We start from the raw sequence: 26,975 nt of genomic DNA on the forward strand, positions 1-26,975 counted from the left end.
ACGCCCGCGTCGGTGGCTCGACATGGCTAGGCGGTTAGCGCTCCATCATCGCGAGTGTCGGCAGGTGTCGATTCCTGCCGCGATCGCGCATCACATCCGCTGCGCGTTACGGGACATCCCGCCAGTCCCTGCGCACGACACGTGAGACGGTTGAGCTATATCTGCTCCTGAAGAAACTCCGCTGAGATGGCCCGGAGCGGTCCCATTAGATGCGAGGTCTGTTGCGACTTCGGCACGCTGGCGCTCAGAATATGGTCGGCGGACAAATTCAGCGCAACGGTTGACGGAAAGCACGCCGGTGAGGCTCTTAGGAACCAGAGGAGAGAAGCAACGGAACGCGAGGCGTTGGCCGAATGGGTGGGGCGCGAGATCCTGCCGCACGAGCGCGACCTGCGGCTGTGGCTGCAGCGTCGGTTGGTTGCCGTGGCTGACGTGGAGGACATCGTGCAGGAATGCTATTGCCGCCTGGCCCAGCTCGACGACGTCGCGCACGTCACGATGCCGCGCGCCTATCTCTTCACCATGGCGCGCAACCTGGCACAGCGGCAGCGCACGCGCGCACGGGTCGTCCGGATCGAAGCACTGGCGGAGACCGCCGTCGCCGAATGGGAATGCGATCAGCCCTCGCCCGAACGGTTCGCGGCTGCGCGCCAGGAGCTCGAGCGCGTACAAGCGGCGCTTTCCACCCTGCCTGAGCGCGCGCGGCGGATCTTCCTCATGCGCAAGGTCGAGGGCCTGACCCAGAAGGAGATCGCGACGGCGATGGGCGTCAGCGAGGCGGTGGTCGAGAATGACGCGAGCCGCAGCCTGCGCGCAATCCTGAAACTGATCACCGAGCCGGAACCGGAGCGGGCAACATCATCGACGGGGGGCGCTGCGCATGCCCGATCACGTTGAAGAGGCCGCCGCGGCCTGGGCGCTGCGCCATCCGCTCGATGCGGCCGGACGCGCTGAGCTCGAAGCGTGGCTGGCGCAGGATCGCCGCCATGCCGGCGCGCTGCTGCGCGCGCAGGCAGGATTGAGCGTGATCGACCATGCTGTGGCGAGAGATGCGCCGATCGATGTCGAGGGCGGGATGCCGTCCAATCCCGCCCCGACGCGGCGATGGTTGCTGGCGGGCGTCGGCGGCGCGATGGCGGCAGGGATTGCCGCCATCGTCGCCTGGCCGCACCTCATGGTCGAGCGCGTGACCACCGCGCGTGGCGAGATCCGGCGACTGCCGCTCGCCGACGGCTCGGTGGCGACGATCGACACGAGCAGCGTGTTGCGCGTCGCGATGGCGGACGACAGCCGCCGGATCGCGCTTCAGGAGGGACAGGCCTGGTTTCAGGTCGCCAAGGATCGCAAGCGCCCATTCGTGGTGGATGCCGGCATCGCTCAGGTGCGCGCGGTCGGCACCGCCTTCTCGGTTCGCCGTGCCGGCAATGGCGTGCGAGTGGCTGTCACCGAAGGCAGGGTCGCGGCTTGGGCGACGGACAGTGGCGGGACGATGACGATCCTGGAAGCGGGGCAATATGCCACCTTCCGGCCCGGCGCAGCGGGTCCCGAAGTCGTAACCGCGCCCGCCGCGATCGAACGCTCGCTGGCGTGGCGCAGCGGCGAAATCGCGCTGGAGAACGAGACGTTGGGCAGCGCTGTTGAACAGTTCAACCGTTACAATCAGCAGCAATTGGTGATCGTGGATGGGGATCTGGCCGGTGCGCGGCTGGTGGGACTTTTCCGGATCGATCGCCCCGGCGATTTTGCCGCGACGCTGAGCGCCTCGCTCGACGTCACTGCCACCACCACCCCTGCCGAAATCCGGCTGGTGCGAAAAAAGAACCCCCAACCCTGACGGAAACCCGCCGGGGCGGACTCTTGGTATCGAGAGCGCACCGGCAACAGGGCGCCCGATGAAAGACGGGGAGGATCGGATGACGCACGCGCGTATTCATTTGCTGGGGACCGCCGCTGCAATCGTGTTCGGCATGGCTTCGCCTGCTGAAGCAGCTGCACAGGTCCGCCGTTTCGACATTCCGGCGCAGCCGGCGCGGACCGGCATTCCGCTGTTCGCGCATCAGGCTGGCATCCAGATCCTCGCGTCGGGACCCATTACCGAAGGCGTGCGGGTCAATCGCGTCAAGGGATCGATGGAGGTCGCCGCGGCGCTGCGGCTCCTCCTGACCGGCACCGATCTGGTCCCGGTCAAGGTCGGCAACGCGTTCGTGCTGAAGCGGCGGGAAGCGGCCACGTCGCGCCAGCTCGCCGTCGCCCAGCATGAGTCCGCGCCGCAGGGCCAGGCGGACGGCGCGGCGCAGCAAACTTCCGATTCCGCCGCCGACGCACAGGCTGGCGAGGACATCGTCGTCACCGGTATCCGCGCGTCACTTCAGGAATCGATCAACGTCAAACGCACGGCCGGCAGCATCGTCGACGTCATCACCGCGCAGGACATCGGCAAGCTTCCCGACCAGAACGTGGCCGAATCGATGAGCCGGGTGACCGGCGTCCAGATCTCGCGGCGCGAGGGCGACGGATCGAACTTCACTGTGCGCGGGATCTCGCAGAATCGGCTCGAGATCAACGGCCGCAACTATATCGGGCCGGGCAATGGCGGCAACGCAGCGCTCGAATCGGTGAGCCCCGAGATCCTGTCGTCGATCGTCGTCATCAAGTCGCCGACCGCCGACATGCCGGAAGGCGCGCTCGGCGCGACGGTGAACCTCAAGACCAAGCGGCCGCTCGACCTCAAGGACCTCGTCGTCGCGGGGCGCATTCAGGGCGCTTATGCCGATCAGGCGGATCACGTCGGCTATCGCGGGTCGGCGATGGTCTCGAAGAAGTTCGGCGACCGTTTCGGGATACTCGCCAGCGTGGCCTATTCGGACACGAAGACTCAAGGCTATTCCTTCGACGCCGGTGGCTGGACGCAGACCGGCGCGATCGACGGCAATGGCGACGGCGTGGACGATCCGGGCCTGTTCCGCCCGAACCGGTTCATGGCGCGTATCTTCGACCGCTCCGAGCAGCGGTTGACGGTCAACGGCACCGCGCAATGGCGGCCCACCGATACGCTCGAGGTCATCCTCGATGCGACCTTCAACCACCTCAAGCGCCAGCGGAACAGCGTCAATTATCAGGTGCTGTTCAACAACAACGACGTCGACGCGATCGTGAACGACAGTGGCACGGTCGTTGCCGGCACGTTCACGGGGGTCACGGTCCGGCCGCTGATCTATGATGAGCCGACCGACCTCAAATCGACGCTGCTCGGCGGATCGGTGAAATGGGAGAATGGCCGGGCGCGAGTGAGCTTCGACATGTCCTATGCCCATGGCAAGGGCAGCGACGGCGGACCGGGCGCATCCTTCACCTATGTCGTCGTGCCGCGCGATGGCAACGTTGCCAATGCGAGCTATGATTTCAGGCCGGGCAATGCCGTGCCGGACCTGTCGATCGACGCCAATTTCAATCCCAACGACCCGGCGAACTACCGGCTGCTATCGGTCTTCGACTATGATGCGGTGACCGAGAACAAGGGGTACGATGCACGGCTCGACTGGCGCTACCGGACAGATTGGGGATTTCTCGAATCCGTCGAGGCCGGCATGCGCTACGAGCGCGTCGAGCTGCTCGCCGCCGATCCGCAGAACCTGCCCATCGCCGCGAGCCTGCTCGCCGCCGGCGACGCCAATGGCGACGGCATCCTCACGGTCGATGAGCTGCCCGGCCTCAGCTACGGCAAGGACTATGGCGCCTTCTTTCCCGGTGCGAGCGGCGCCTTTCCCCGCGACCTGCTCGGCGGCACGCTGGACAAGCGCGTGGCGCGCGACGGGTTCGGCCTCGCCGTGCCCGATCCCTACGACACCAGCATCACCGTCGGCCCGACCTCGATCAAGGACGTGAAGCAGGACACGCTGGGCGCGTATGTGAAGGGCAATTTCGAAGGCACGATCGGCGGGCTGCGCTACAGCGGGAATGCCGGCATCCGCTATGTCGATACCGCGCGCGCGTCGAAGGGGTATCTCTCGCCGACCGCGACGACGGTGGTGAAGTCCGATTTCAGCTACTGGCTGCCGAGCGCCAATCTGTCGCTCAACTTCAGCGAGGACCTCACCCTGCGCCTCGCCGCGGCGAAGGTGGTCGCGCGGCCGAGCCTGAACCAGGTCAGCGCCAGCTTCGTGCCCAACACCGTGTCGATGACCGGTTCGCGCGGCAATCCCAATCTGCGGCCATTCGAGGCGACGCAATATGATGCCACACTCGAATGGTATTTCGCGCCGTCCAGCTCGCTCACCGGCGCGCTGTTCTACAAGAAGGTCGATTCCTTCACCGTCACCACGGTGACGCGCGAATATGTCCCCGGCTTCTCGGACCGGTTCGGCCTGTTCGACATCTCGCAGCCGCAAAATGGCGAGGACGGCAGCATCAAGGGGTTCGAAGTCGCCTATCAGCACGCCTTCCGCTTCCTGCCTGGGCCATTCGACAATCTCGGCATCCAGGCCAACTACACCTATGTCGACAGCACGACGCCGCTGACCGACGCGATCACCGGCGAGCAATTGCCGCTCCCCGGCCTGTCGCGCGACAGCTACACGCTGATCGGCTATTATGAGGACGGCACCTTCTCGCTGCGCGTGGCCTATACCTATCGCAGCAAGTATCTGAATTCGGTCGGCGGCGCGGCGAGCGGCGGCAACACCTATATCGACGGGCGTGGACAGCTCGACGCATCGGCTCAGATCAACCTGACGCCCAATCTGCGCCTGACCTTCGAGGGCATCAACCTGACCAAGGCGATCGACCGCCAGTATCTGGGCGAGCCCGACCGCCTGACGTTCAGCGCGCAGGAGGATCGCCGGATCTTCTTCGGCATCGCCGCCAGCTTCTGAAGTATCACGAGCAAAAGGGACCGTCATGGACCGCAAGCGATTTCGCGCCCTCGCCATTGCATCGGCCTGGCTCCTGCCGGCGGCGGCCACTTCGCCTGCGGCCGCCCAGAAGCAGGCGAAGGCCGACATCGTCATCTATGGCTGCACCTCGGGTGGGGTGGTCGCCGCGATCGAGGGGCGGCGGCTTGGCCGGTCGGTACTGCTGGTGTGCCGCGAAGACTATCTTGGCGGCATGACGACCAATGGTCTCGGCTGGTCGGACACCGGTAACCATCGCGCGATCGGCGGCCTGTCGCTCGAATTCTACCGCAAGGTGAAGCGGCACTATGACGACCCGTCGGTGTGGGTCCATGCGTCACGCCCTGTCCGGAGTGAGAATTTCGTCGATGGCGACGCGATGTGGCAGTTCGAACCGAAGGTCGCCGAACGCATCTTCGAGGACTGGGTGAAACAAGCGGGCGTCACCGTCGTGCGCAGCCAGCCGCTCGACCGCTCGAAGGCTGGCGTCGAGAGGGACGGCAACCGCATCGCCGCGTTCCGATCGAAAACGGGGCAGCGTTTCGAAGGAAGGATGTTCATCGACGCCACGTACGAGGGCGACCTGATGGCCGGTGCTGGCGTCACCTTCACCGTCGGGCGCGAGGCGAATGCGACCTATGGCGAGACGCTCAATGGCGTCCAGCTCGCGAATACGACCAACCACCAGTTCACGCTCGACATCGATCCGTACCGAGTGCCCGGCGACCCTGCGAGTGGGCTGGTGCCGCGGGTCAGCGCCGGGCGCACTGCGCCGGACGGCACCGCCGACCGCAAGATCCAGGCCTATACCTATCGCATGTGCCTGACCGATGTGCCCGCCAATCGCGTGCCGTTCGCCAAGCCCGCGGGCTATGACGCGAGCCAGTACACGCTGCTCAAGCGCTACATGGACGCCGGCTATCGCAACTTCTTCCAGAAGTTCGACCGCATCCCCAACGGCAAGACCGACACCAATAATTTCGGCGCGTTCTCGTTCGACAATATCGGCATGAACTATCGCTATCCCGAGGGCAGCGACGCCGAACGCGCCGCGATCGCGCGTGAGCACACGATCTATCAGCAAGGGCTGCTCTGGTTCATGGCGAACGATCCCGGCGTCCCCGCCGAGACCCGCGCGGAAATGTCGAAATGGGGTCTTTGCAAGGACGAGTTCGCGGGCAACGGCCATTGGCCGCGCGAGATGTATGTGCGCGAGGCGCGCCGGATGGTGTCCGATTTCGTGATGGCCGAACCGCATCTGCGCGGCGCCAAGCAGACGCCGAGACCCGTCGGCATGGGGTCCTACAACATGGACTCGCACAATGTGCAGCGCATCGTCGATGCGCGGGGGTTCGTCCGCAACGAGGGCAATATTGAGATCAGCCCCGGGCGTGCCTATCCGATCAGCTATGACGCGATTGTGCCGAAGAAACAGGAAGCGGCGAACCTGTTGGTGCCGGTCGCGCTGTCGGCGTCGCACATCGCTTATGGATCGATCCGGATGGAGCCGGTGTTCATGATCCTGGGGCAGTCCGCGGCGGCGGCGGCGTCATTCGCCATCGAAGACGGCGTCGCGATTCAGGACGTGAGCTATTCCAGGCTCCGGGCCAGGCTGGTCTCGGAAGAGCAGATCCTCGACCTCGCGCAATGATCGTGCCGGGTTCAGCCGCTCACGTCTCTACGAACTGATCAAATCGGGCGGAATCGAGATCGCGAAGGACGGAAATTGCACCTTCGTGCTCGTTGAAAGCTTGCGGGTTGCGATCGAGCGCCGAAGGGTATCAAGAGGCGGGTGATCGGGTATTGTCGGCTTTGCGTTGGGGCGCGAGGGGCAGCCCAAACCGCAGGCGCGGGCAACGCCCGTCATAGCGCTGCGACTAATCGAAATTCATCATCTCTAAAACTGCTCTAAAACCCGCTCGGATTTTGAGCAATTTTAGAGAAGTTGCTGATTGCAATCGATTTTTGCGGCTAAGCGATTGAAATCGCTGGTGACCCCTACGGGTGTAGAACTTTTGTCTCAGGCAATGCTGAGGCAGGCTCGCTGCTCCCGCCATTATCGCATCAGAGGAAGAGCTGACCTGGTTCAGCGCGCGCGTCGAGGAATGGCCAGGTCGTTCATCAGATCTGTTCAGAACGAATCGCTGAGCTTGAAAGGGCCTAGCGCTACAGGCCGCTTTGCGCTCTCAACTTAGCCATTCCGTAGCGCCGCGCGCGGTCCCAATAGCTGCCGCTCGTTCAGCTTGAACGCAGACGGGCCGTGCTATCACGTTCTGGCGCAGAGATGCCGTGAGCGATGCTCGTGGTCAGGCCGAGGTCGGCCAGCCGCTTGCCGTTAGCGTCTCATTCTGCCGTCCGGCGCGAGGTTGACCGTCCGTCCCGTTTCCGCGGCTGCATAGATCGCCTCGATCAGCCTGAGGTCCCGCAGCCCCATTTCCCCGGATGTGCGGATTGCCTCGCCGTCCCGAACGGCGTTCGTGAAATGATCAAGCTGACGCGCGAACTGAACGCTTGGGTCGCCTGGCGCAAATTCCCGCGCGTTGCGCGCTTCGAGCCGCATCTTCTGACCGGAATAGCTGGTCGCCGGGTCCATGATCAGCGCTCCGTCGGTGCCGCGCACATGGGCGAAGTTGGTGCCCGCAGAATCGTAGGACGTTACCAGCTGAGCGACCGCGCCCGACGGAAACCGCAACTGCGAGGCCACATGTGCGAAGATCTCGGAGAAGCGGGGGTCGCCGGTTGGACGGAAGGTCGTAGCGCTGACGCTCTCCGGCATCTCGCCAGTGAGATAGAGGGCCGATTGGAGGCCGTAGATACCGTAGTCCTCGAGCGGGCCGCCGCCTGCGAGCATCCGGTTTGCTCGCCAGTTTTCGCTGGGGCTGGTCGGCCCCATTCGATAGGATTGCTCGCTACGCACCAGACGGATGGCGCCCACCGCCTTTTGCTCCATGAGCGTCATGGCTTCCAAATTGTACGGTTCGAAATGCGATCGATAGGCGAGCATCAGCTTGCGATCGGCACGACGGCTCGCGGCAATCATTCGCTCACAATCGGCGCTGGAAAGGGCCATCGGCTTTTCGCAAAGGACATGCTTGCCCGCCGCGAAGGCGCGGATCGCCCACTCGGCGTGCAAACCGGTCGGGAGGACGATATAAACGGCGTCGATGCGGTCGTCCGATGCGATCCGGGCAAATGCATCGTACGAATAGCGCGCATCTTCCGGAACGCCGTAGGCGTCGCCGACCCGACGCAGCTTGTCCGGATTTCCCGATACGATCGCTGCAATATGTGCCCGCTCGGCCTGATCAAAGCGCGGCATCATCTGATTAAGCGCATAACCACCCAGCCCGACGATCGCGAAGCCGACGCTGTCCGGGCGCTTGCGACGTGGCGGGGTGGAGGGGAGCTTCACACCCTCGGGCAGAGGCTGGCCCATCGCGCGTGTACCGCCACGCGCCTGGGCGAGCGTTGCGGCGGAACTAGCGGTCGCGGCAAGCGACGCTGCTACCACGCCTCCGCCAGCTTGAATGAACCGGCGCCGCGTTGTGACGTTGTTGACCATCACGCTCTCCTGTTCGGGTGCCATGCCCGCTTACGCTCTTCATGATGCTGACCGGACGAGTAACGCCGGAGGACAAGCTGCGACTCGCTTGGCATTTATACAACCGGACGGGCCTTAGCTAGCTCACTGACAGGATTCGAACCTGTGACTCTGCCTTCGGAGGGCTGGAAAATGGCCGCTTTGGCGTGTTCCTGACCCTGCCGTTCGACCGGCTGCTCGACATGACGCGCACCGTGCCCAGCGCCTGCGCCAACCTGACCGTCTGCACGATCGTCGCGCGGATGGAGGGGCTGGTCGGGCGCGAGCCGACGCCCGTCGTGGAGCTGGCGGAAGCCGCGACCTAGTCCGCGCCCCGTCCACGCCACAGCCGCCAGACGCCCAGCGTCAGCAGCGGCAGCACGAACACGACCAGCGTGGCGATCGCCATCGCGCGATAGCCATTGGCGATCAGCGCGACGAGTCCGATGGCGCTCGCGATGAACACAGATCCGATGGTGATCGCGGCGGGCACAGCGATGCGCACCGCCTGTGGCATCGCCTTCCCGCGCCGCGCATAGGCGGCATCGATCCGCGCGTTGAAGGCCTGGACGAACCCAACGCTGCATTCGAGCAGTGCGAAGAACACCATGGTCTGGAAGGCGAAGTGGAAGAGCGGGCTGCCAAGCGCGTCGAGGACGTAGTTGGACGGCAGTTCCTCGTTCACGATGCCGGGATAGAAGCCGACCAGGCAGACGAAGAAGGCGATCGCCGGCGCCATCGCCAGAGGCCCCGCGAGCAGGCCCGAGATCACCGCATCGCGCCTGCTGCGCAGGTGCCGCAGCACCGGCAGGATCAGCACCGCGCCGATGATGTTGTAGGAGGCATAGGTGACGCCGCCCGTGAACCAGCCGTCGGTCGGCACCGGCATCGCGAAGCCTGCGCGGATCTGCGGCGTGTACGACCACAGCACCAGGACGAGGAAGATCGCATAGACGCCGTAGAGCAGCACCGAGACATATTTGAACACCGCCTCCGCCGCGCTTTGCCCCGCCGCACACACGATGAGCACCGACACGACCAGAGCAAGCGTGCCGGCGATGTGCGGCAGCCCGAACATCGCCGCCCCGATCGCTCCCGCCGCCGATCCGAACACCGACAGGACGAGGATCAGGAAGCCGAAATAGATGATCTCGAATGCGACATCGAAGCGGCCGAGCAAGGGACGGAAGAAGCTCTGATAGTCGGTCGCGCCGACCGCATAGGCGAAGCGGAAGGTGATCGCGCAGATAACGCTCCACATCGCCATCGCGAGCAGCATCCCCCACAGGCCGCCGGTGGGTCCCGCGGGCATGAAGAATTCGACCAGCTCGCGCCCGGTGGCATAGCCCCCGCCGATCACCACCGCCTTGAATGCGAATCCGGGGAGGAGATAGCGGTTGATCGTCGACACGGCGCTCACTTCTCGAGCTCCTCGAAGCTTGCATTGCCGATCGGATATTGCTGCCAGCCGTCCCGGTCGAAATGCCACCATTCCTGCGGATAGACGGTGAAGCCGTCGGCCTCCATCGCGCGGCGCAGCACCTCGCGCAGCCAGCGCTGCTCGTCGCTGCCGCCGACATAGTTGCTGTACGACCGGCTGGAGAATTCGTCGTAGCGGCCGGTGGTGACGATCGGCCTGCCGGTCGCGAGATCGACCATCGTCAGGTCGACCGCGGCGCCGCGATTGTGACGCGATCCCTTGCTGGGGTCGGCAACGAAGATGCGATTGGCCGGCGGGGTCGCGTCCCAGAACATCCTGGTCACGTACCAGGGGCGATAGGCGTCATGAACCAGTAGACCGAAGCCCTGCGGCGCGAGCGCCTGGTTGATCCGCGCCAGCGCCTGCGCCGCCAGCCGCTGAAGGAATGCGCCCGGCCGCTCGTAGATCTGCTGGCCGAGGAAGTTGTTGGTTCCGGCGTAACGCACGTCGAGACGGATCGCGGGATCGAGCGACTGGACCGCAACCAGATCGGATGCGGCTTTGCGGTCGGCCTCGACCGGCGGCGTCGCGCGTCGCGCCTGCTCGCGCACCCCGGCAATGCCGGTCGCCATCACCTTGCGGATCGCCGCTTCCGCCTCTTCCCCGAAATCGCGGCGGGGGAAGCGGATCGCGCCGAGCTTCGCGGCGGTCACCTTCCCAGCGGCATCGCGCTCGAAGGTCAGCGCCTCGAGCGGGTAGAGGCCGCGATCCTTCGGAAACGCATAGTGATCGGCGCCGACGCGGGTGAGCGGGAGCCAGTCGACCCATTCGATCCGGACATAGGGCTTGCCGTCGCGCTGGTAGATGCGCAGCACGTTATAGTCCCAGCCATATTCGCCGATCAGCGCGGCGAGTTCGGCATCGGGCGGCGGCGGGCGGCGCCATTGCGCGCGGGTGAAGCGACGGCCGTCCAGCTCGACCCAGCTCGCGTCAGGCGCGACCGCGACGCCCTCACGCCAGAGCTGCGCATCGTCGAGCATATAACGGTCGCCGACGCGGCGCAGCTCGCCCGCCAGTTCGGGCGCGTCGAGCACCAGCCGGCCGTCGAACACGCGCAGGTTGAGGCTGTCGCCGCCATTCTCGAAACGGCCGCTGAGACGGACGGCCTCCGCGCCGGCGATCGCCGCGCTGCGCTGCCAGCCAGGGGACGGACGGCCTTCGCGTGCGGCGAGCCAGCTGCGCAGCGCGTGTGTGCCGATCCGCTGCGCCGCGGTTCCGGAATCGACCGTCGCGAACACCACCACGCCGATCCCCGCATCGGGCATCAGCTGCAGGCTGGCGACATGACCATAGACCGCGCCGCCATGGCCGACAGTGCGCTGGCCGTCGAGCGTGCCGAGCACGAAGCCGAGGCCGAAGGCGCGGGGGCCGGTCTTGCCGTACTGCTCGCGCCACATCTCGGCGAGGCTCGTCGGCTTCAGCACCGCGCCGCCGCTGTTGAGCATCGCGCGGGCGAAGGCGCCGAGATCGGCGGTGTTGGTGTAAAGGCTGCCCGCGGCGGGTGTGCCGAGCTCGAGCGGCGGCGCGGCCCAGCGCCCGCCGTCGAAGCTCACCATCTGTGCGTAGGCGACCGGCCCGGCCAAGGCGGTGCGGTCGAACGCGCTCGCGCCCATGCCGAGCGGGCGCAGCACGAGGTCTGCGACCGCCTGCGCATAGGGTTTGCCCGAGACGCGCGCGACGACCTCGCCGACCACGGCGATGCCGGCGTTGGAATATTTGGTGACGGCGCCGGGCGCAGCGACCAGCCGGGTCGCATTGAGGCTGGCCACCGCATCGGCCTGGCCGTTCGCGGCGTCGTCGAAATAATGGCCGCGTGGCGCTTCGCGCACCAGTCCGCTGCGATGCGTCATCAGCTGGCGCAAGGTGATCGCGCCGCCGAACGGGTTCTGCGGGCGGAAATCGGGCAGGTAGCGCGTCACCGGGGCGTCGAGGTCGAGCTTGCCCTGCTCGACCAGCCGCATCACCGCGATGTCGGTGAACAGCTTGCTGACCGATCCCGCGCGGTAGAGCGTCGCGGGTGTGGCCGACACTTTGCCCGCTGCGTCCGCGGTGCCCCAGGCGCGCGACCAGACGACGCCGCTGCGATCGATCAGGGCGACGGCGATCGAGGGAATTTCCTTGTCCACCAGCTCGACCTGCGCCGCGGCCTCGACTGCGGCGGCGACCGGCGCAAGCTCAGCCGGCTGCGCGGCGGCGGGGGCGGCGCAGACCAGCGCCGCCGCCATCAAGGCGCGGATCACTGGCCGCCCAGCAGGTAATAGTCGTAAGCCGTGCGCGCGATCTCCGCGATCACCCGTTCCTGCGTGTCGACGCCCTTGGTGTCGCCCTTGACGAACACCGCGATCGCGAACTTGCCGCCATCGGGCATGGTGACGATGCCGACGTCGTTGGCGATGCTCATCAGCGTGCCGGTCTTGTGCGCGACCACGGTGCCGGGCGGGAGCAGGCCCTTCAAGCGCTTCTCGCCGGTGATGCAGCGCTCCATGATCGCGATCAGCTCTTTGGTGCTCGATGCGCTGAGCGCCTTGCCCGACTGGATGATCGTCAGCAGCTGGAGCATCGCTTCGGGGGTCGAGGCATCACGCGGATCGGCATTGAATGACGCATTGGGGATGCGCTTCTGGTCCATGTCGCGCTTCGAAGGATCGGCGGCGAAGGCGCGGTCGATATTCTCGCGGAAGGTTCCCGGTCCCGGGGTGATGTCGAGCGCACGGTAGATCAGCCGCGCGGTATCGGCATCGACGCGCTGGCCGCTGGTCACGCCCACCTTGCGCAGCCAGGCGGTGACCGCGGCGGGGCCGCCCGCCTGCGCGACCATCACATCGGTGGCGGTGTTGTCGCTGCGCGTCAGCATCAGCTCGAGCAGATTGTGCACCGACAGCGCGACGCCGGAATGCTTCATCTGCTCCGCGATCCCCGCCGAGTTGACGATCACCGCCGGATCGACGGTGACCATCGTGTCGAGCTTCAATTCGCCTTTGTCGATCCGGTCGAAGACCGCACCCGCCACCGCGATCTTGAAGGTGCTCGCCATCGGGAAGGTCTGGCCGGCGTTGAGCGTGAACAGCGGCCCGCCCCCGATCCGCTGCACCGCCACGCCGACGCTGCCGTCGGTCTGCTTCGCGAGCACGGCGAGCGCGCCCTCCAGCTTGGTCCGCGCGGATGCCGCCGGCGCCGGTGAGGCCTGGGCGCCGGCGGCAGGGATCAGCGGTGGCGCGACAAGGCACAGCAGCGAAAGGGGAGCCAATAGCCGCCCTGCCAACAAGTTCACGCGCACACGCAGTCTCCCCTTCTTCGTTCTGTTTCTATCGTGGGCCGTCAGAAGCTGAAGCGGATGCCGGCCGTGAACTGCCTCCCGATCACGTCATAGAGGTGACGAGCGGTCGCCCAGTCATAGCCGAGGATCGGCGGATCGGTGTTGAGCAGGTTGAGGATCGAGCCATAGGCCGCGACCTTGCTCTTGCCGCCGGTGGGACGGAACAGCGTCACTTCACCCGACAGGTCGAGATAGAAGCGGCCATTGCCGTGCATTTTGTCGCTGATCGGGGTGCCGTACGGTTTGGTGACGGTGGTGTCGCGGGTGATGAGGCCGCCGCCGATCCAGCGCCCGGTCAGGTTCACGCGATAGCCGTCGGTGCCGTAGCTCGCCGAGCTGGTGACGCGCAGATTGGGCGAGCCGTTCACCCCGTCGATGAAAGTCTGCGACAGTGTGCCGGCGAGGATCGTCTTCGTGCCGCCATCGCCGACCAGCTCGAGCTTGTTGATGTAGTTGGCGAGCACGCGCAGATCGAGGCTGCCGTTCCACAGATCGGTCCGGTACGAAGCCTCGAAATCGATGCCCGCGGTCATGATCGACTGGAAGTTCGCCGGCGCCAGCCGGAGCCCGGTGATCAGACCCGGGGTACCGCCCGCCGATGGCTCGCGGGTGACCAGCGCGCACGACCCGGCATCGCCATTGTTGCAGCGGGTGATGATCTGCTGTGCGGTGAGCGCGGCGATCGCGCCTTCGATCCTGATGTCGTAATAGTCGAGCGAGAAGCGCAGGTCGCGGCTCGGCGACACCACCATGCCCAGCGTCAGCGTGTCGGCAATCTCAGGCTCGAGGAACGGGTTGCCGCCCTGGGTGGTCGAGACCGTATAATTCTCGCCCCCGCGCGCCGTATCGGTGATGGGGAAGATCAGCGTCTGTCCGGCCGCGAACAGCTCCTGGATGTTGGGTGCGCGGATGTCGCGCGAGCGCGTGGCGCGGAAGCGCAGGAAGTCGGTCATCGCATAGTTGATGCCGATCTTCCACGTTTCGACCTGGCCTGAGGTCTTGTAGTCGGTGATGCGTCCGGCGAGGTCGAGCTCGAGATTCTTGGCATAGTCCTGATTGGCGAGGATCGGGATCAGCAGCTCGCCGAACGCTTCCTTGACTTCTTCCGTGCCGGAGAAGGGGATGGTGTTGCCGACGCGGAACACCGTCGCGCCGCCCGGCCGGCTCGCCGAGAGCGGATCGGACAGCACGTCGACCTCGAACTTGCGCCAATGGACGCCGCCCGCGAAGTTGACGGTTCCGGCGGGAAGCGAGAAGAGGCTGCCGCGCACGATCAGGTCCGCGGCCTGCTGCTTCATCTGCCAGTCGCGGATCGAATCGCCGGTGATGTAGTCGAGCGCGGCCTGCTGCGTCCCCGGGGCGACCACGCCGAACAGGTTGAGCGGGACGCAGCCATTGCCGGGGTTGGTGATCGTCGAGCGGCAGATCGGATCGACCACGCCCGGCGTCGCGGGATTGTCGACCGCGTCGAGCGCGTTGCGCCAGTTGGCGGTGATCCGCGCCCCGGCGAAGTTGGTGTAGTCGCGCGCCTTGCCGTAGACATAGGAGACGTCGTAGCTCCACGATCCGCCGAGCTTGCCGCGCAGCCCCGCCACCGCCTGCCAGTTCCACGTCACCTTGTTGATGTAGCCACGCGCATAGTCGTTGATCGCGCGGCCCATCACGAAGCTGGTGATGTCCGGATTGGCGTTGAGGATCGTGCGGATCGAGGCGGGCAGGAAGACGTTGTCGCGCTGGATCGTGATCTGGTCATTGGCAGTGATCGACGGCGCCTTCTCGATATCCGAGCGGGCATAGCCGAAGCTGGCGTAGAGCGTCGCGGCGGTATCGAACTCGAACTCGCTCGCGCCATAGGCGGCCCAGCGCTTGTACGGCTGCTTGAGCACCGCATCGCAGATGCCGCAGACGCCGTCGCCGCCCTGGTGTGCGTTGGCAGTCTGGTTGGTGCCATAGTTGAACGGGCCGGTCTGGCCGTTGCCGAGGAACTGGATGCCGCGCAGCAGCGCGGTGCCGTTGGCGCCGGTCGCGCTGTTGATCAGGCCGCCATAGGAGGTGTTCGAGCTGCGCGGCTGGTTGACCAGGATATAGGTCGGCGCAGTGTTGGTCGGCGTGCTTGCCGGGTTGGCGATGACGGCATAGTCGCCCCATTCGCGCTCGCCGTAATCGAGGATGCCCTTGCTCTGCGCGGCTTCGGCACCGACGATGATATGGCCGCGTCCGCCGGCGAACTTGGCGCCCGCCGCGATCGAGCCCAGATAGCTCTTGTTGTCGCCATAGTCGCTGATGCCGTATTGCGCGTTGCCGCGCACGCCCTCGAGCTTGTGGTCGATCTTGAAGTTGACCACGCCCGCGACCGCGTCCGAGCCATAGGCGGCGGAGGCGCCGCCGGTCACCACTTCTGCGCCCGAGATCACCGCCTGGGGGATGTTGTTGACGTTGACCACGCCCTCCGGCGACGAGGGTGTCGGCCGCTTGCCGTCGACCAGGGTCAGCGTGCGCAGATAGGTGAGGCCGCGCAGGTCGAGATAATTGCCCGCCGACAATTTGGAGAGGTTGGTCGTCGCTTCCGGCGTGACGCTGGGCTTGAGCGCGGGAAACTGGTTGAGCGCATCGGCGATGTTAGGCGCGGCGACGCGCTCGAAATCCTCGGTGCCGACGACGGTGACGGGCGTCGGCGTGTCGAAGCCGCTGCGCGCGATCTGAGAGCCGGTGACGATCACCTCTTCGGGCTCTTCTTCTGGGGCCGCCTGTGCCCAGGCGAAGCTCGGGAGAACCAGTGGGAGGCCGAAGGCCGCGCCCGCCATGATCCGGCGCTTCCAGCTGTCGCGCCGCATGCCCATCGTCTCCGCCATTGCGTGTCCCCTATTTTCGATTCGTGAAAACCGTGTCCCTGTGCGGCGATGGAGCCGCTTGTTCCGCGACTCTCTGATTTCTGGATTGGCAGTTGTTCTCTTATTGGAGAATGTCGTCAAGACAGAAAATGATGTGGGGTAGCGGTGGCCATGAAACTTCCATTCCCGATGCAGCAGGCCCATCGGAACCGATTTCAAATCCGCAAATCTGTGCTAAATAGCTGACAAATGACACCAAGCCTTGGAACCATCGTCAAACGTCTGCGCCAAGAGCGCGGATGGAAATTGTCGGATATGAGCAATGCCGTCGGCATACCGCTGTCGACCTTGTCGAAGATCGAGAACGACAAGCTGACGCTGAGCTACGACAAGCTCCAGCAGTTCGCGCGCTCGCTCAACATCCCGCTGACGGCCTTGTTCGCCGAGCCAGCGCCGAAGCAGGGCGCGCCGGTCGTGACCGGGCGGCGCAGCCTGGCGACGCTCGACCGTGCGATCCGCATCACCACGACCAACTACGAGTACAGCTATTTCTCCGGAGAGCTTCGCAATCGCCGGATGATCCCGATTCATGCGCGCGTAACCTCCAGGACGCTTGAGGAATTCGGCGATCTCGTGCGCCACAGCGGCGAGGAATTCGCCTATGTGATCGAAGGCGCGGCAGTGCTCCACACCGAATTCTACGAGCCGGTGACCCTGCACAAGGGCGAAGGCGTCTATATCGACAGCACCATGGGCCACGCCTATCTGGTGGCGCCCGGCTATGATGAGGCGACCATGCTGGTCGTGTGCGCATCGGGCGACGAGCATCTGCAGGACGAGCTGATCGCGGAAGCTGCCGCGCGGAAGGGTGAGGTCCCTTCGGCGGACGCCGGTGCGCCGCGCTGGTCGCGGCCGAGCTGAGCCGAGCTACTTTCGCAAAGTAGAATACTTTCCAAAATGAAAATCAGCGGCTAGCAATGCTCCCGTGGCGATTCGGACTTCACGCGAATCGCGAACAGGGGAGTGGCGCATGAAGCTGCACATTTTCGCCGCGGCCGCCGCGGCAGCCGTCGCGGTCGCACCGGTGCAGGGGCAGGAACCGGCACCCGAATATGACATCGTGATCCGCGGCGGGCGCGTCCTCGACGGCGCCGGCAACCCCTGGGTCTCCGCCGACGTGGCGATCAAGGACGGGCGCATCGCGCGGATCGGCAAGGTCGCCGGCAAAGGCAGGCAGGAGGTCGACGCGCGCGGCCGCTACGTCTCGCCAGGCTGGATCGACATGATGGACCAGTCGGGCCGCGTGCTGCGCACCAACGGCATCGCCGAGAACAAGCTGCGCACCGGCGTCACCACGCTGATCGCGGGCGAAGGCGGCACCCCCGTTTCCGCCGATCAGGTCGCGGCCTATTTCAAGGAGTTGGAGACCAAGGGGATTGCCGTCAATTTCGGCACCTATTATTCGCCTACGCAGGCGCGGCGCGAGGTGATGGGCGATGCCGCGGGCACCCCGACGCCCGAGCAGATGACCCAGATCAAGGCCAAGGTGCGCACCGCGATGAACGCGGGAACGCTGGGTCTCGCCACTGCGCTCATCTATCCGCCGGGCAGCTTCCAGACTACCGACGAGCTGGTCGAGATCGTCAGGACCGCGGCACCGTGCAACGCGATCTACGCGACGCATATGCGCGACGAGAGCGAAGGCCTGCTCGACGGCGTCAAGGAAGCGATCGCGATCGGCGAGCGCGCCGGGGTGAAGGTGGAGATCTTCCACCTGAAAGCCGCCTGGGCGCCCAAGTTCGGCCAGTTGATGCCGCAGGCGGTGAAGCTGATCGCCGACGCGCGTGCCCGCGGCGTCGACGTCGCGGCGGACATGTATCTCTATCCCTTCGCCGGCACAGGACTCGAGATCATCGCGCCCAACTGGGTGTATGAGAAGGGCTTCGCCGAGGCGGTGAAGCTGCTCAATGACCCGGCGCAGCGCGTGAAGATGAAGCGCGACATCGCCGCCGGACCGCAGCCGGGCTGGACCAACATGGTCGTCTCGGCCGGCGGCTGGGACAAGATCGTGCTGGGCAACGCGCACAATCCGCGCTGGGACAAATACCGATTCAAGTCGCTCGCGGAGATCGCCAAGGCCGAGGACAACGCCGACCCGGCGGATATCGCATGGGACATCATGCTCGCCGCGCTGCCCAAGCGTGCGGTCGCGCTCTACTTCATGATGGACGAGCGCGACATCGAGACCGCGCTCAAGCAGCCCTGGGTCTCGATCGGCAGCGATGCCGGGGCGGCCGAAGTGTTCGGCCAGATCGACGGCCTCGGCCTGCCCCACCCGCGCGCCTATGGCAACGCCGCGCGCGCCATCGCCGAATATGTGAAGCGCCGCCCGGTGCTGACGCTCGAGGACGCGGTGCGCAAGATGACCTCATGGCCCGCGCACCGCATGGGCCTCACCGACCGCGGCGTGCTGCGCGAGGGGCTGCGGGCGGACGTCACGATCTTCGACTATGACAAGCTCGATGACCGTGCGGCGTTCGATCAGCCCACCGTCTCCCCGGTCGGGATCGACGATGTGATCGTCAACGGCCAGCTGGTGCTGGCGGGCGGCAAGGTGACCGGCGCCAAGCCGGGTTCGGTTCTGAAGGGTGCCTGCGCGGCGCCGGGAGCGGGGCTCAAGTGACCAGGTTGAAACTGACGACGAGACTGGAGGAATGGGCGACGCACAGCCCGTTCCGCATCACCGGCAAGGTGTGGACGAGCGTGCCGCTGCTGATCGTCGAGCTTTCCGACGGCGAGCACACCGGGCGCGGCGAGGGTGCGGGCGTCTATTATCGCGACGACACCCCAGCAAAGATGATCCATGAGGTCGAGGCGGTGCGCGACGCGATCGAGGCGGGGATCACCCGCGCCGAGTTGGCGCAGCTGCTGCCGCCGGGCGGCGCGCGCAACGCGGTCGATTGCGCGCTGTGGGAGCTTGAAGCGCGGCAGCAGGACACGACGGTGATGGCGCTGGCAGGGATCCGCGATCCGCGCCCGCTGGTGACCGTGTGCACCGTCGGCGCCGACACGCCCGAGGCGATGGCGCAGCAAGCGCTCGCCTATGGGCCGGTGCCCGCGCTCAAGCTCAAGCTGACCGAAGACCTGTCCAATGCCGACCGGGTGCGCGCGGTGCGCGAAGCCTGTCCCAAAGCATGGATCGGGGTGGACGCCAACCAGGGCCTCAACCGGGCGACGACCGAGGCGCTGCTTCCCGCGCTGATGGCGGCGGATGTGGCGCTGCTCGAACAGCCGGTGCCGGTGGGGCTGGACGCGACGCTCGACGGCCTCAAGTCGCGCATCCCGCTCGCCGCCGATGAAAGCGCGCAGAGCCTCGCCGACCTGCCGTCGCTGATCGGCCGCTATCAGATGGTCAACATCAAGCTCGACAAGTGCGGCGGGCTGACCGAGGCGTTGGAGATCGCGAAGCAGGCGTCAGTTCTCGGCCTCAAGGTGATGGTCGGCAACATGCTCGGCACCTCGTGGTCGATGGCGCCGGCCTATGTCGTCGGGCAATATTGCGGCGTCGTCGATCTGGACGGCCCGCTTCTGCTTGGCCGCGACCGCGACGTCGCCGCACAGTATCGCGACGGCCGCGTCGGGATTTCACCCCTGGTATGGGGAGGCAGGGATGAAGCTGCCTTCGCTTGAACTGCCTGCCCCGTATCTGTTGTTCCTCGGCGACCTCCGCGAGCCGGGCTATGCCAAGACCGGGCTTGGCTTGGCCGAATGGGCGCGCGAGCGCTGCGTGGGCGAACTGGTCTTTGCCGGGACGGTGGTGAGCGCCGGCCTGCCGCGGATGACCGCTGCAGAAGCCGTCGCCGCTGGCGCGCGTTCGGTGGTGATCGGGGTCGCCAATCCCGGCGGGGCGATCGCCGAAAGCTGGATCGCCCCGCTGGTCGAGGCGATGGCTGCAGGGCTCGATCTGGTGAGCGGGATGCATGGCCGCCTCGCCGACCATCCCGCCATCGCCGCGGCGGCCGAGCGCCATGGCGTGAAGTTGCACGACGTGCGCGTCCCGCCCGCGGGCATTCCGGTCGGCACCGGCGATAAGCGCAGCGGCAAGCGGCTGCTGACCGTCGGCACCGATTGCGCGCTGGGCAAGAAATACACCGCGCTGGCGCTGGCGCGAGCATTCGCGAGTCGCGGCGTGCCGAGCGATTTCCGCGCGACCGGGCAGACCGGCATCTTGATCGCAGGCGGCGGCATCCCGATCGACGCGGTCGTCTCCGATTTCGTGTCGGGCGCGGCGGAGCTGCTCAGCCCGGACGCGGCGGCGGATCACTGGGATGTGATCGAGGGACAAGGGTCGCTGTTCCACCCGAGCTATGCCGCGGTCACGCTGGGCCTGGTGCATGGCAGCCAGCCCGACATGATCGTGCTGTGCCACATGCCTGGCCGCACTGCGATCCTGGGGCGGCCCAGCTATCCGCTTCCGGCGCTGGACGTCGCGATCGAGGCCTATCTCGGCGCGGCGCGGCTGACCAACCCCGACGTGCGCTGCGCCGGGATCAGCCTCAACACCGCGGCGATGGACGCGGCGGCCGCAGCGGACGAGATCGCGCGCGTGGCGGACCGCTATGGCCTGCCCGCCGCCGACCCGATCCGCGGCGGCACGGCTTTCGAAGCGCTGGTGGAGGCATGCCTGCGCTGACACAATAAACGCATAGGACAGGGAGTGATGGTGATGGTGAAACACGTCGGACTAGCATTTGTCGTGTTGGCCGTGCTGAGCGGCGTCCCGGTCACCGCCACCTCCGCGCCGGCGCCGGCGGCAAGTGCACCCAGCCAGCCGGCGCCGGCCTATGATATCGTGCTGCGCGGCGGCACCATCTATGACGGCAGCGGCAAGCCCGGCGTGAAGGGCGACGTTGCGATCCGGGGCGAGCGTATCGTCTATGTCGGCCCCAGGGCGCCCGGCAAGGCGAAGACTGTGATCGACGCCACCGGCATGGCGATCGCGCCGGGCTTCATCAACATGCTGAGCTGGGGCATCGAATCGCTGATCGCCGACGGCCGGGGCTTGAGCGAGCTCAAGCAGGGCGTGACGCTGCAGGTGTTCGGCGAGGGCGAGAGCATGGGGCCGCTCACCCCGGCGATGAAGGCGGACATGGTCCGCCGCCAGAGCGACCTGCGCTACAGCGTCGAATGGACCAGCCTCGGCGAGTATCTCGACTGGCTGGCGAAACGCGGCGTGTCGCAGAACATCGCCTCTTACGTGGGCGCCGCGACGGTGCGCACCAACGTGCTCGGCGAGGGCGATGTCGATCCCGATGCGGCGCAGCTCGCGCGGATGCGTGCGCTGGTCGCCGCCGAGATGCGGCAGGGCGCGCTCGGGGTCGGCTCCTCGCTGATCTACGCCCCCGCCAGCTATGCCGAGACGCCCGAGCTGGTCGCGCTGGTCGAGGAGGCCGCGCGCTGCGACGGAGGCTATATCAGCCATATGCGCTCTGAAGGCGACCGGCTGCTTGAGGCGATCGACGAGCTGATCTCGATCGCCCGCGCGACCGGCGCGCGTGCCGAGATCTACCATTTCAAGCAGGCCGGCCGCGACAACTGGCACAAGATCGACGCGGCGATCGCCCGTGTCGAGGCGGCGCGTCGCGAGGGGCTGAAGATCACCGCCAACATGTATCCCTATGACATCGCGGGCACCGGGCTCGACGCGGCGATGCCGACCTGGGTCCAGTCGGGCGGGCTCGAGGCGTGGATCGAGCAGCTGCGCAAACCCGAGATCCGCGCGCGCGTCATCGCCGAGATGAAGGCGCCGGGCGTCGGCTGGGAGAATATGTACCGCGCCGCGGGCGGCGCCGGCGGGATGATCGCGGTCGGCTTCAAGAACGAGAAACTGAAGCCGCTGTCGGGCAAGACGATCGCGCAGATCGCGGCGATGCGCGGCACCTCGCCCGAGGACACGATCATCGACCTGGTGATCGAGGACGGCAGCCGCGTCGGCACGCTCTATCGCCTGATGGACGAGAAGAATGTCGCGCGCGCGACCTCGCTGCCGTGGATGAGCTTCGGGTCCGACGCCGGGGCGCAGGCGCCCGAGGGCGCGTTCCTCAAGTCGCGCCCGCACCCGCGCGCCTATGGCACCTTCGCCCGCGTGCTGGGCAAGTACAGCCGCGACGAAGGACGCCTCTCGCTCGCCGAAGCGGTGCGACGGATGAGCGCGCTGCCCGCCGCCAACCTCGCGCTGCGCGAGCGCGGTTCGCTCAAGCCCGGCTACTATGCCGACGTGGTCGTGTTCGATCCCAAGACGATCGCCGATCGCGCGACCGTCGAGAACCCCTGGGCACTCGCCACCGGGGTACGCGACGTCTTCGTCAACGGCACCGCGGCGCTGCGCGACGGCGAGCCGACGCAGGTGCGGCCCGGGCAGGTGGTGCGCGGGCAGGGCTGGACCGGCTGGCCCGGCGGCGGAGCGTGTAAGCCGGCGAAATAGCCCCCGGACCGGAAGGTGCCGCCGGCCTGGACTTTACCGAGCAGGGTTCGCCGGTCGCGCCCACCTGTAGCAGCAATCGCGCGCTGGCGGACGGCTGGCCGCCGGATCGCCGCGGTCGCGACGGTCTTGTCCACAACCTCGTCGAAACGGCAGTCAGCACCTCGCGGTCGCGGATTGTGCGGGAGCGTTCCCCGAAAGCCGTCAGTCCGCAAGCGACACGTTCCCGTCGTTCAGCCGATCTGTCATAGTCGAGCACCGCGCACGGTCTATGGGCACTCGTTCATGAACGGTGGGAATGTCACGACGGTGCCCTTGACGCCGGTCATCATCTCGAAATTCGGATTGCGGCTTCGTCGTTGTCGATGCCGCCGGCGCATTCGAAGCGGCCGCGCAGATTGCCGACGCGGAAGTTGGCGAGGTTGAAGCCCTTGGCGGTGCCGCCGATACCATAGGCCATGTGCCCATGGCGGAAGACGACCGTTTCATCACGCTGTCCCAGCAGGGTCGTCATGCCGCCACCGCCCGCGCGGAGGCGGGAAGAGCCACCCCGAACCGCGCTCGTAGGAAACTTTTCCGGATCGTGGGGAACTCGCCCCGCGCCGACTCGCCAGGTATGGCGTAAATCTGCGACTGGTGACCCCTACGGGACTCGAACCCGTGTTTTCGCCGTGAGAGGGCGACGTCCTAGACCGCTAGACGAAGGGGCCGTGCGAGCGGGAAGCGGCGCCTCTACAGGCGGGGGGGCGGGGCGTCAAGCGCTGCGGAAACAACGCACCGCGGCGCTGGCAATCCGCGCCGTCCGCGCCTATCTGGGCGGCCGATGGCGCGTTCGACCCGATCGATGGACTGGGGCTTCCCCCGTTGGCGGCCCTACGGGTCCGAGCGCGAGACCGTGCGCGTCCGGCTGTGCGATCGTGAGGGCTGCGAGGAGCCGGGCGACCGTCCCGCGCCCAAATCGCCCAACAGTCCCGAACGCTGGTATTTCTGCGAAGCGCATGCCGCCGAATACAACCGCAACTGGAATTATTTCGAGGGGCTGACCGCCGAGGAGGCGGCCAAGCGCGAGGCGGAGGATCGCCGTACCGCCTCCGGTTATACCGAGAGCCGCCATAATGCCTGGGCAGGCCCCGGCGACGGCAGCCGTTCGCGCGACGAGATGCGCGCGCTCGAGGCGCTCGAGCTTGATCCCGACGCGGCGTTCGAGGCGGTGCGCGCGGCGTGGCGGCGGCTCGCCAAGGAAAACCATCCCGATCTCCGCCCCAACGACGCAGAGGCGGCGAAGCGCTTCCAGGCGGTCCAGACCGCCTATGAGGTGCTGCGCGCCGCCGAAGAAAGGCGGCAGTGGCGGCCGGAGTGAAGACGCAGGTCCGCTCCAACTGGTCGAGCACCGTGCTGGTCTGCGCCAAATGCTCGAAACGGCTCGGCGGCGGCTTTGGGCCGAAAGGCAAGCAGCCACTCGGCAAGGCGCTGCGCAAGCATCTAGGGCTCAAGAAGGGCCGCAAGTCCGCGGCGGGCGTGGTCGACGTCAAATGCCTCGGCGTGTGCCCGCGCGGCGCGGTGACGGTGGTCGACGCTGCGACCAGCCGCGAATGGCTGCTGGTGCCGGCCGGCGCAGATCTCGACGCGGTGGCGCGGGCGCTCGACCTGCTGCCCGGCGCGGAGGCCTAGCGCGCGCGGCGGATCCGCGTGGCGAGGTCGGTCGCGGCGTCCTGGCTGAAATTGCCGGCGATGCGGATCACATTGCCTTCGATCGGCTCGACCAGGCTCGGCCGCGAGACCGCCACGCGATCGAAGCTGATCTCGACGAGCTGGGCGACCCGGCACCGCTGGATCGCGGCGAATTTCTCGCGCCCGGACTTGGTGAGCATCAGATCGACCGCCCAGCCCGGATCGATGGACTCGCGGTCGGGCGCGGCTCGGACGATATCCTCGCCGTTGAAGCGCACGCCGCCGATCCACAGACCGGTGCCCGATTTTTCGAGCGGGCGGCTGGTGGTCATTTCCGCGGTGTCGTCGATCCGGGGCGGCGGCGTGCACACCGATGCAGGCGCCGCCACGAACATTGCCGCAAGCAAAAGAGACATGCCGTCCTCCCCACGTTGCCTGCCGCAATCTATCCCAGAGGGGGCGCGGGCACAAGCAACGGGCAGGTCTCAGCCGGCGTAGCGTTCCGCGGTGGCGCGGATCAGCGCGATCATGTTGGGAATGCCCTGGGTGCGGTTCGAGCTCAGCTGGTTGCGCAGGTCGAACGGCGTAAGTGCGCCGGCGATGTCGGTGGCGAGGATGTCGGCCGGGCTGCGGTCCTGCACCGCCAGCAGGATCAGCGCGATGATCCCCTTGGTGATCGCGGCGTTGCTGTCCGCCAGAAAGTGCAGCGCGCCATCCTCACGCACGGTCGGATAGACCCACACCGCCGCCGAGCAGCCGCGCACCAGCGTCGCATCGGTCTTGAGCGCGTCGGGCATCGGCTCGAGCGCACGGCCGAGATCGATCAGCAGGCGATAACGGTCGTCGGCGTCGAGGAACGCATATTCGTTCTGAACTTCGGCAAAGCTGAACATGGCCGCGCCTATAGCGGGGTTGCGCCGCCGCGCCAGCCCGGCATTCATGCGGCGGCGGTGCCCGGACGGGAGCGGCCCCGATTGGCGACCGCTCCCGGGGTGCGCCGCGATCCGCCGGATCTCCCGTCCCGGTGGCGCAGCGCACGGATCCCTTTAGAGATCGACGCCGGCGGCGATCGCTTCGAGCTTGCGGATGCGTTCCTTGAGATCGGCGATCTCGATCCGCGCACCGGCGCTGCTCGGCGCCGGCTGGTGGCCGTCGCCGGCACGCGCCAGGCTCAGCTCCTGCCGCTTGAGCGCCAGCCAGCCGCGCCAGCCGGCCAGGCCCGCCGCGGTGACCATGCCCAGACCGGCCAGCGCCGCGGTCGCCATGATCAGGTAGAAATTGGGATCACTCATCACGCCCTCCATCAGACGCGTTTCGCTTCGGTCGTTGCGCCGGTCAGTTCCGGCCGTCGCGCAGCTTCTCGATCTCGCGGTCGAGGTTGCTGACGCTGTGATTGTCGGTGATCACCCGCTCGAGAACCGCGATGCGTTCCTTGAGCGTGCGCACCTCCTCCTGCAGGCGGCGGGCCTCGGCCGCATTCGCGCCGGTATCGACGCTGGTCTCGTTGCCCCACTTATCCCGCCGGATGCCCATCTTCGCGCGGACGATGCCGCCGATGGTCACGACCAGGACGATCCCGATCACCATCTCAAACGGACCCATCATCTAGCCTCCTGCTCAAATCTGCCCGCTTGCGGGCGTGTCGTTTCAGTTCGCCGCTTCCGCCTGCTCGCGCGCCAGTTTCTCGGCGCGGCGAACGGGGCGGTCGCGCATCTCGGAGAGGGTGACGCCGATCGCGCCGATCACTCCCAGCACCGCGAAGAACCCGATCAACATTGCTCTTACTCCCGTTACACAGGGTTGGTTCAGTTTACCGGCCGCTCGTCGCGCAGCCGTTCGATCTCGTCGGAAAGGTCGAGACCCTTGTCGGTCGCGATCCGCTCCAGCACCCGCACCCGCTGCTCCAGCCGCTCGGTATGCGCCGCATATTGCGCGGCCTTCTCGGCGGTCTGGGCGTTGAGCGCCGCGGTCATCTTTTCCTTGTGTTTCAGCCAGCGCTCGAAGGCTGCGAAGCCGATCCCGCCGATCACCGGGATACCCACCACGATCATGAAGAAGATGAGCACACTGGTCGGCATGTCCTGGTCCTCTCAGTTCTTGGTCACGCGGAGCGCTTCGATCTCGCGATCCAGCGCCACGCTGCCGTCGGTCACGATCCGCTCCACATTCGCGAGGCGGTCCTTGATCGAACCGAGTTCGGCGCGGAGCTGGGCGTTCTCCTGGCTCAGCAGCTTGATCCGCTCCATCGCCTCTTCGTTCTTGCGCGGATAGATCGCCTGGCCCCAGGCCCCGTCGAGCGGATAGCCGTTCTTGATTCGCAGCCAGGTGGTGAACATCCATGCGATCATTCCGGCGACGCCGACGATCGCGATGACCGGGGCGATCGTGCCGAAGATCTGAACCTTTTCCATCGTCTCTGTTCCTGTCCTGTCGTTCAGCGCAGCGAGTCGATCTCGCGGGCGGTGCGTTCGGCGGGATCGGTGGCGATGCGCTCGAGCACCGCGATCCGCTCCTCCAGCCGGCCGATCTGGCCCGTCAGCCGCTCGTTCTCGCTGGTCAGCAGCTCGATCTTGCGTTCCGCGGCGGGATCGGCCTTGCCGGTCATGCCGCTCCATTCATTCTCCACCGGGTAGCCGTGCCGGGCACGGATCCAGGTCGAGGCGATCCAGCCGAAGGTCGAGATCGCGATGATCGCGATGACGAAACCCGGTCCACCCCAGTTCATAA

The 26,975-nt window shown here is 66.6% G+C and carries 26 protein-coding genes and 2 tRNA genes; 12 read left to right on the top strand and 16 right to left on the bottom strand.

Annotation, left to right across the window (positions count from 1 at the left end; translation table 11 throughout):
* Window positions 1–345 precede the first annotated feature (345 nt).
* From OK349_RS00835 to OK349_RS00850, 4 genes are all read left to right on the top strand, one after another.
* Complete coding sequence (locus tag OK349_RS00835; protein ID WP_265115944.1) at window positions 346–897, top strand: RNA polymerase sigma factor; 552 nt, start codon at window positions 346–348, stop codon at window positions 895–897.
* Entirely contained in the window at window positions 881–1,834 is a 954-nt protein-coding gene (locus tag OK349_RS00840) for a FecR family protein (protein WP_265115945.1), read from the top strand. The genes OK349_RS00835 and OK349_RS00840 overlap by 17 nt, the downstream gene beginning before the upstream one ends.
* A gap of 133 nt (window positions 1,835–1,967) precedes the next feature.
* Complete coding sequence (locus OK349_RS00845) at window positions 1,968–4,871, top strand: TonB-dependent receptor (protein ID WP_265115946.1); 2,904 nt, start codon at window positions 1,968–1,970, stop codon at window positions 4,869–4,871.
* Between the two features lie 25 nt (window positions 4,872–4,896).
* Entirely contained in the window at window positions 4,897–6,540 is a 1,644-nt protein-coding gene (locus OK349_RS00850; RefSeq protein ID WP_265115947.1) for an FAD-dependent oxidoreductase, read from the top strand.
* A 684-nt stretch (window positions 6,541–7,224) separates the two neighbouring features.
* On the opposite strand, the gene OK349_RS00855 is transcribed toward OK349_RS00850, so the two are convergent.
* Together OK349_RS00855 and OK349_RS00860 are read right to left on the bottom strand one after the other, a co-directional pair.
* The gene (locus tag OK349_RS00855) at window positions 7,225–8,451 is read right to left on the bottom strand and encodes a Gfo/Idh/MocA family protein (RefSeq protein WP_265115948.1); all 1,227 of its coding nucleotides are present in this window, start codon (window positions 8,449–8,451) and stop codon (window positions 7,225–7,227) included.
* A gap of 123 nt (window positions 8,452–8,574) precedes the next feature.
* Window positions 8,575–8,673, bottom strand: a tRNA-Arg gene (locus OK349_RS00860).
* Between OK349_RS00860 and OK349_RS00865 the strand changes: the two genes are divergently transcribed.
* Window positions 8,637–8,795 (top strand): hypothetical protein, encoded by a 159-nt coding sequence (locus tag OK349_RS00865; RefSeq protein ID WP_265115949.1) that lies wholly within the window; start codon window positions 8,637–8,639, stop codon window positions 8,793–8,795. The two genes, OK349_RS00860 and OK349_RS00865, sit on opposite strands and share 37 nt — an antisense overlap.
* Here OK349_RS00865 and OK349_RS00870 read toward each other — a convergent pair.
* The 4 genes from OK349_RS00870 to OK349_RS00885 are packed head-to-tail and all read right to left on the bottom strand — an operon-like array spanning window position 8,792 to window position 16,117.
* Window positions 8,792–9,889 carry a YkvI family membrane protein gene (locus OK349_RS00870; protein ID WP_265115950.1) on the bottom strand — a complete coding sequence of 366 codons (1,098 nt, stop codon included), beginning with the start codon at window positions 9,887–9,889 and terminating at the stop codon, window positions 8,792–8,794. The two genes, OK349_RS00865 and OK349_RS00870, sit on opposite strands and share 4 nt — an antisense overlap.
* On the bottom strand, window positions 9,886–12,189 hold the full coding sequence (locus tag OK349_RS00875) for a serine hydrolase (protein WP_265115951.1): 2,304 nt from the start codon (window positions 12,187–12,189) through the stop codon (window positions 9,886–9,888). Before OK349_RS00875 ends, OK349_RS00870 begins: the two co-directional genes overlap by 4 nt.
* Window positions 12,186–13,220: a class A beta-lactamase gene (gene bla, locus OK349_RS00880; RefSeq protein ID WP_265115952.1), complete on the bottom strand. Its 1,035-nt coding sequence runs from the start codon at window positions 13,218–13,220 to the stop codon at window positions 12,186–12,188. The genes OK349_RS00875 and bla overlap by 4 nt, the downstream gene beginning before the upstream one ends.
* Before the next feature lie 47 nt (window positions 13,221–13,267).
* Window positions 13,268–16,117, bottom strand: a complete 2,850-nt coding sequence (locus OK349_RS00885) for a TonB-dependent receptor domain-containing protein (protein WP_265115953.1) — start codon at window positions 16,115–16,117, stop codon at window positions 13,268–13,270.
* A gap of 228 nt (window positions 16,118–16,345) precedes the next feature.
* Here OK349_RS00885 and OK349_RS00890 point away from each other — a divergent pair, with 228 nt between their 5' ends.
* The 5 genes from OK349_RS00890 (at window position 16,346) to OK349_RS00910 (ending at window position 22,580) form a co-directional block, all read left to right on the top strand.
* A complete protein-coding gene (locus tag OK349_RS00890; protein WP_265115954.1) occupies window positions 16,346–17,017 on the top strand; it encodes a helix-turn-helix domain-containing protein in 672 nt (223 codons plus the stop codon).
* A 109-nt stretch (window positions 17,018–17,126) separates the two neighbouring features.
* Entirely contained in the window at window positions 17,127–18,779 is a 1,653-nt protein-coding gene (locus OK349_RS00895) for an N-acyl-D-amino-acid deacylase family protein (RefSeq protein WP_265115955.1), read from the top strand.
* Entirely contained in the window at window positions 18,776–19,786 is a 1,011-nt protein-coding gene (locus OK349_RS00900; protein ID WP_265115956.1) for a dipeptide epimerase, read from the top strand. Before OK349_RS00895 ends, OK349_RS00900 begins: the two co-directional genes overlap by 4 nt.
* Window positions 19,767–20,789, top strand: coding sequence for an N-acetyltransferase DgcN family protein (locus tag OK349_RS00905; protein ID WP_265115957.1), 1,023 nt, complete (start codon window positions 19,767–19,769; stop codon window positions 20,787–20,789). Before OK349_RS00900 ends, OK349_RS00905 begins: the two co-directional genes overlap by 20 nt.
* A 33-nt stretch (window positions 20,790–20,822) precedes the next feature.
* A complete protein-coding gene (locus tag OK349_RS00910; protein WP_265115958.1) occupies window positions 20,823–22,580 on the top strand; it encodes an N-acyl-D-amino-acid deacylase family protein in 1,758 nt (585 codons plus the stop codon).
* 325 nt (window positions 22,581–22,905) lie between these two features.
* On the opposite strand, the gene OK349_RS00915 is transcribed toward OK349_RS00910, so the two are convergent.
* Window positions 22,906–23,091, bottom strand: coding sequence for a hypothetical protein (locus OK349_RS00915; RefSeq protein ID WP_265115959.1), 186 nt, complete (start codon window positions 23,089–23,091; stop codon window positions 22,906–22,908).
* 120 nt (window positions 23,092–23,211) lie between these two features.
* A tRNA-Glu gene (locus OK349_RS00920) sits at window positions 23,212–23,287 on the bottom strand.
* A gap of 113 nt (window positions 23,288–23,400) precedes the next feature.
* Here OK349_RS00920 and OK349_RS00925 point away from each other — a divergent pair.
* A complete protein-coding gene (locus OK349_RS00925; RefSeq protein ID WP_265115960.1) occupies window positions 23,401–23,937 on the top strand; it encodes a J domain-containing protein in 537 nt (178 codons plus the stop codon).
* Window positions 23,934–24,248 (top strand): (2Fe-2S) ferredoxin domain-containing protein, encoded by a 315-nt coding sequence (locus OK349_RS00930; protein ID WP_265115961.1) that lies wholly within the window; start codon window positions 23,934–23,936, stop codon window positions 24,246–24,248. The genes OK349_RS00925 and OK349_RS00930 overlap by 4 nt, the downstream gene beginning before the upstream one ends.
* Here the strand turns inward: OK349_RS00930 and OK349_RS00935 are convergent.
* From OK349_RS00935 to OK349_RS00970, 8 genes are all read right to left on the bottom strand, one after another.
* Entirely contained in the window at window positions 24,245–24,664 is a 420-nt protein-coding gene (locus tag OK349_RS00935; RefSeq protein ID WP_265115962.1) for a SecDF P1 head subdomain-containing protein, read from the bottom strand. The two genes, OK349_RS00930 and OK349_RS00935, sit on opposite strands and share 4 nt — an antisense overlap.
* Window positions 24,665–24,733: 69 nt before the next feature.
* Window positions 24,734–25,141 (bottom strand): SufE family protein, encoded by a 408-nt coding sequence (locus OK349_RS00940; protein ID WP_265115963.1) that lies wholly within the window; start codon window positions 25,139–25,141, stop codon window positions 24,734–24,736.
* A 153-nt stretch (window positions 25,142–25,294) separates the two neighbouring features.
* The gene (locus OK349_RS00945; RefSeq protein ID WP_265115964.1) at window positions 25,295–25,540 is read right to left on the bottom strand and encodes a hypothetical protein; all 246 of its coding nucleotides are present in this window, start codon (window positions 25,538–25,540) and stop codon (window positions 25,295–25,297) included.
* Window positions 25,541–25,583: 43 nt separating this feature from the next.
* The gene (locus tag OK349_RS00950; RefSeq protein WP_265118503.1) at window positions 25,584–25,850 is read right to left on the bottom strand and encodes a hypothetical protein; all 267 of its coding nucleotides are present in this window, start codon (window positions 25,848–25,850) and stop codon (window positions 25,584–25,586) included.
* A 45-nt stretch (window positions 25,851–25,895) separates the two neighbouring features.
* Complete coding sequence (locus OK349_RS00955) at window positions 25,896–26,024, bottom strand: hypothetical protein (protein ID WP_265115965.1); 129 nt, start codon at window positions 26,022–26,024, stop codon at window positions 25,896–25,898.
* Between the two features lie 29 nt (window positions 26,025–26,053).
* Window positions 26,054–26,326 carry a hypothetical protein gene (locus OK349_RS00960; RefSeq protein WP_265115966.1) on the bottom strand — a complete coding sequence of 91 codons (273 nt, stop codon included), beginning with the start codon at window positions 26,324–26,326 and terminating at the stop codon, window positions 26,054–26,056.
* A 12-nt stretch (window positions 26,327–26,338) separates the two neighbouring features.
* Window positions 26,339–26,596 (bottom strand): hypothetical protein, encoded by a 258-nt coding sequence (locus tag OK349_RS00965; protein ID WP_265118504.1) that lies wholly within the window; start codon window positions 26,594–26,596, stop codon window positions 26,339–26,341.
* Between the two features lie 86 nt (window positions 26,597–26,682).
* Window positions 26,683–26,973, bottom strand: a complete 291-nt coding sequence (locus tag OK349_RS00970; protein ID WP_265115967.1) for a hypothetical protein — start codon at window positions 26,971–26,973, stop codon at window positions 26,683–26,685.
* Window positions 26,974–26,975: the final 2 nt, after the last annotated feature.

Source organism: Sphingomonas sp. BT-65, assembly GCF_026107375.2.
Classification (GTDB): domain Bacteria; phylum Pseudomonadota; class Alphaproteobacteria; order Sphingomonadales; family Sphingomonadaceae; genus Sphingomonas.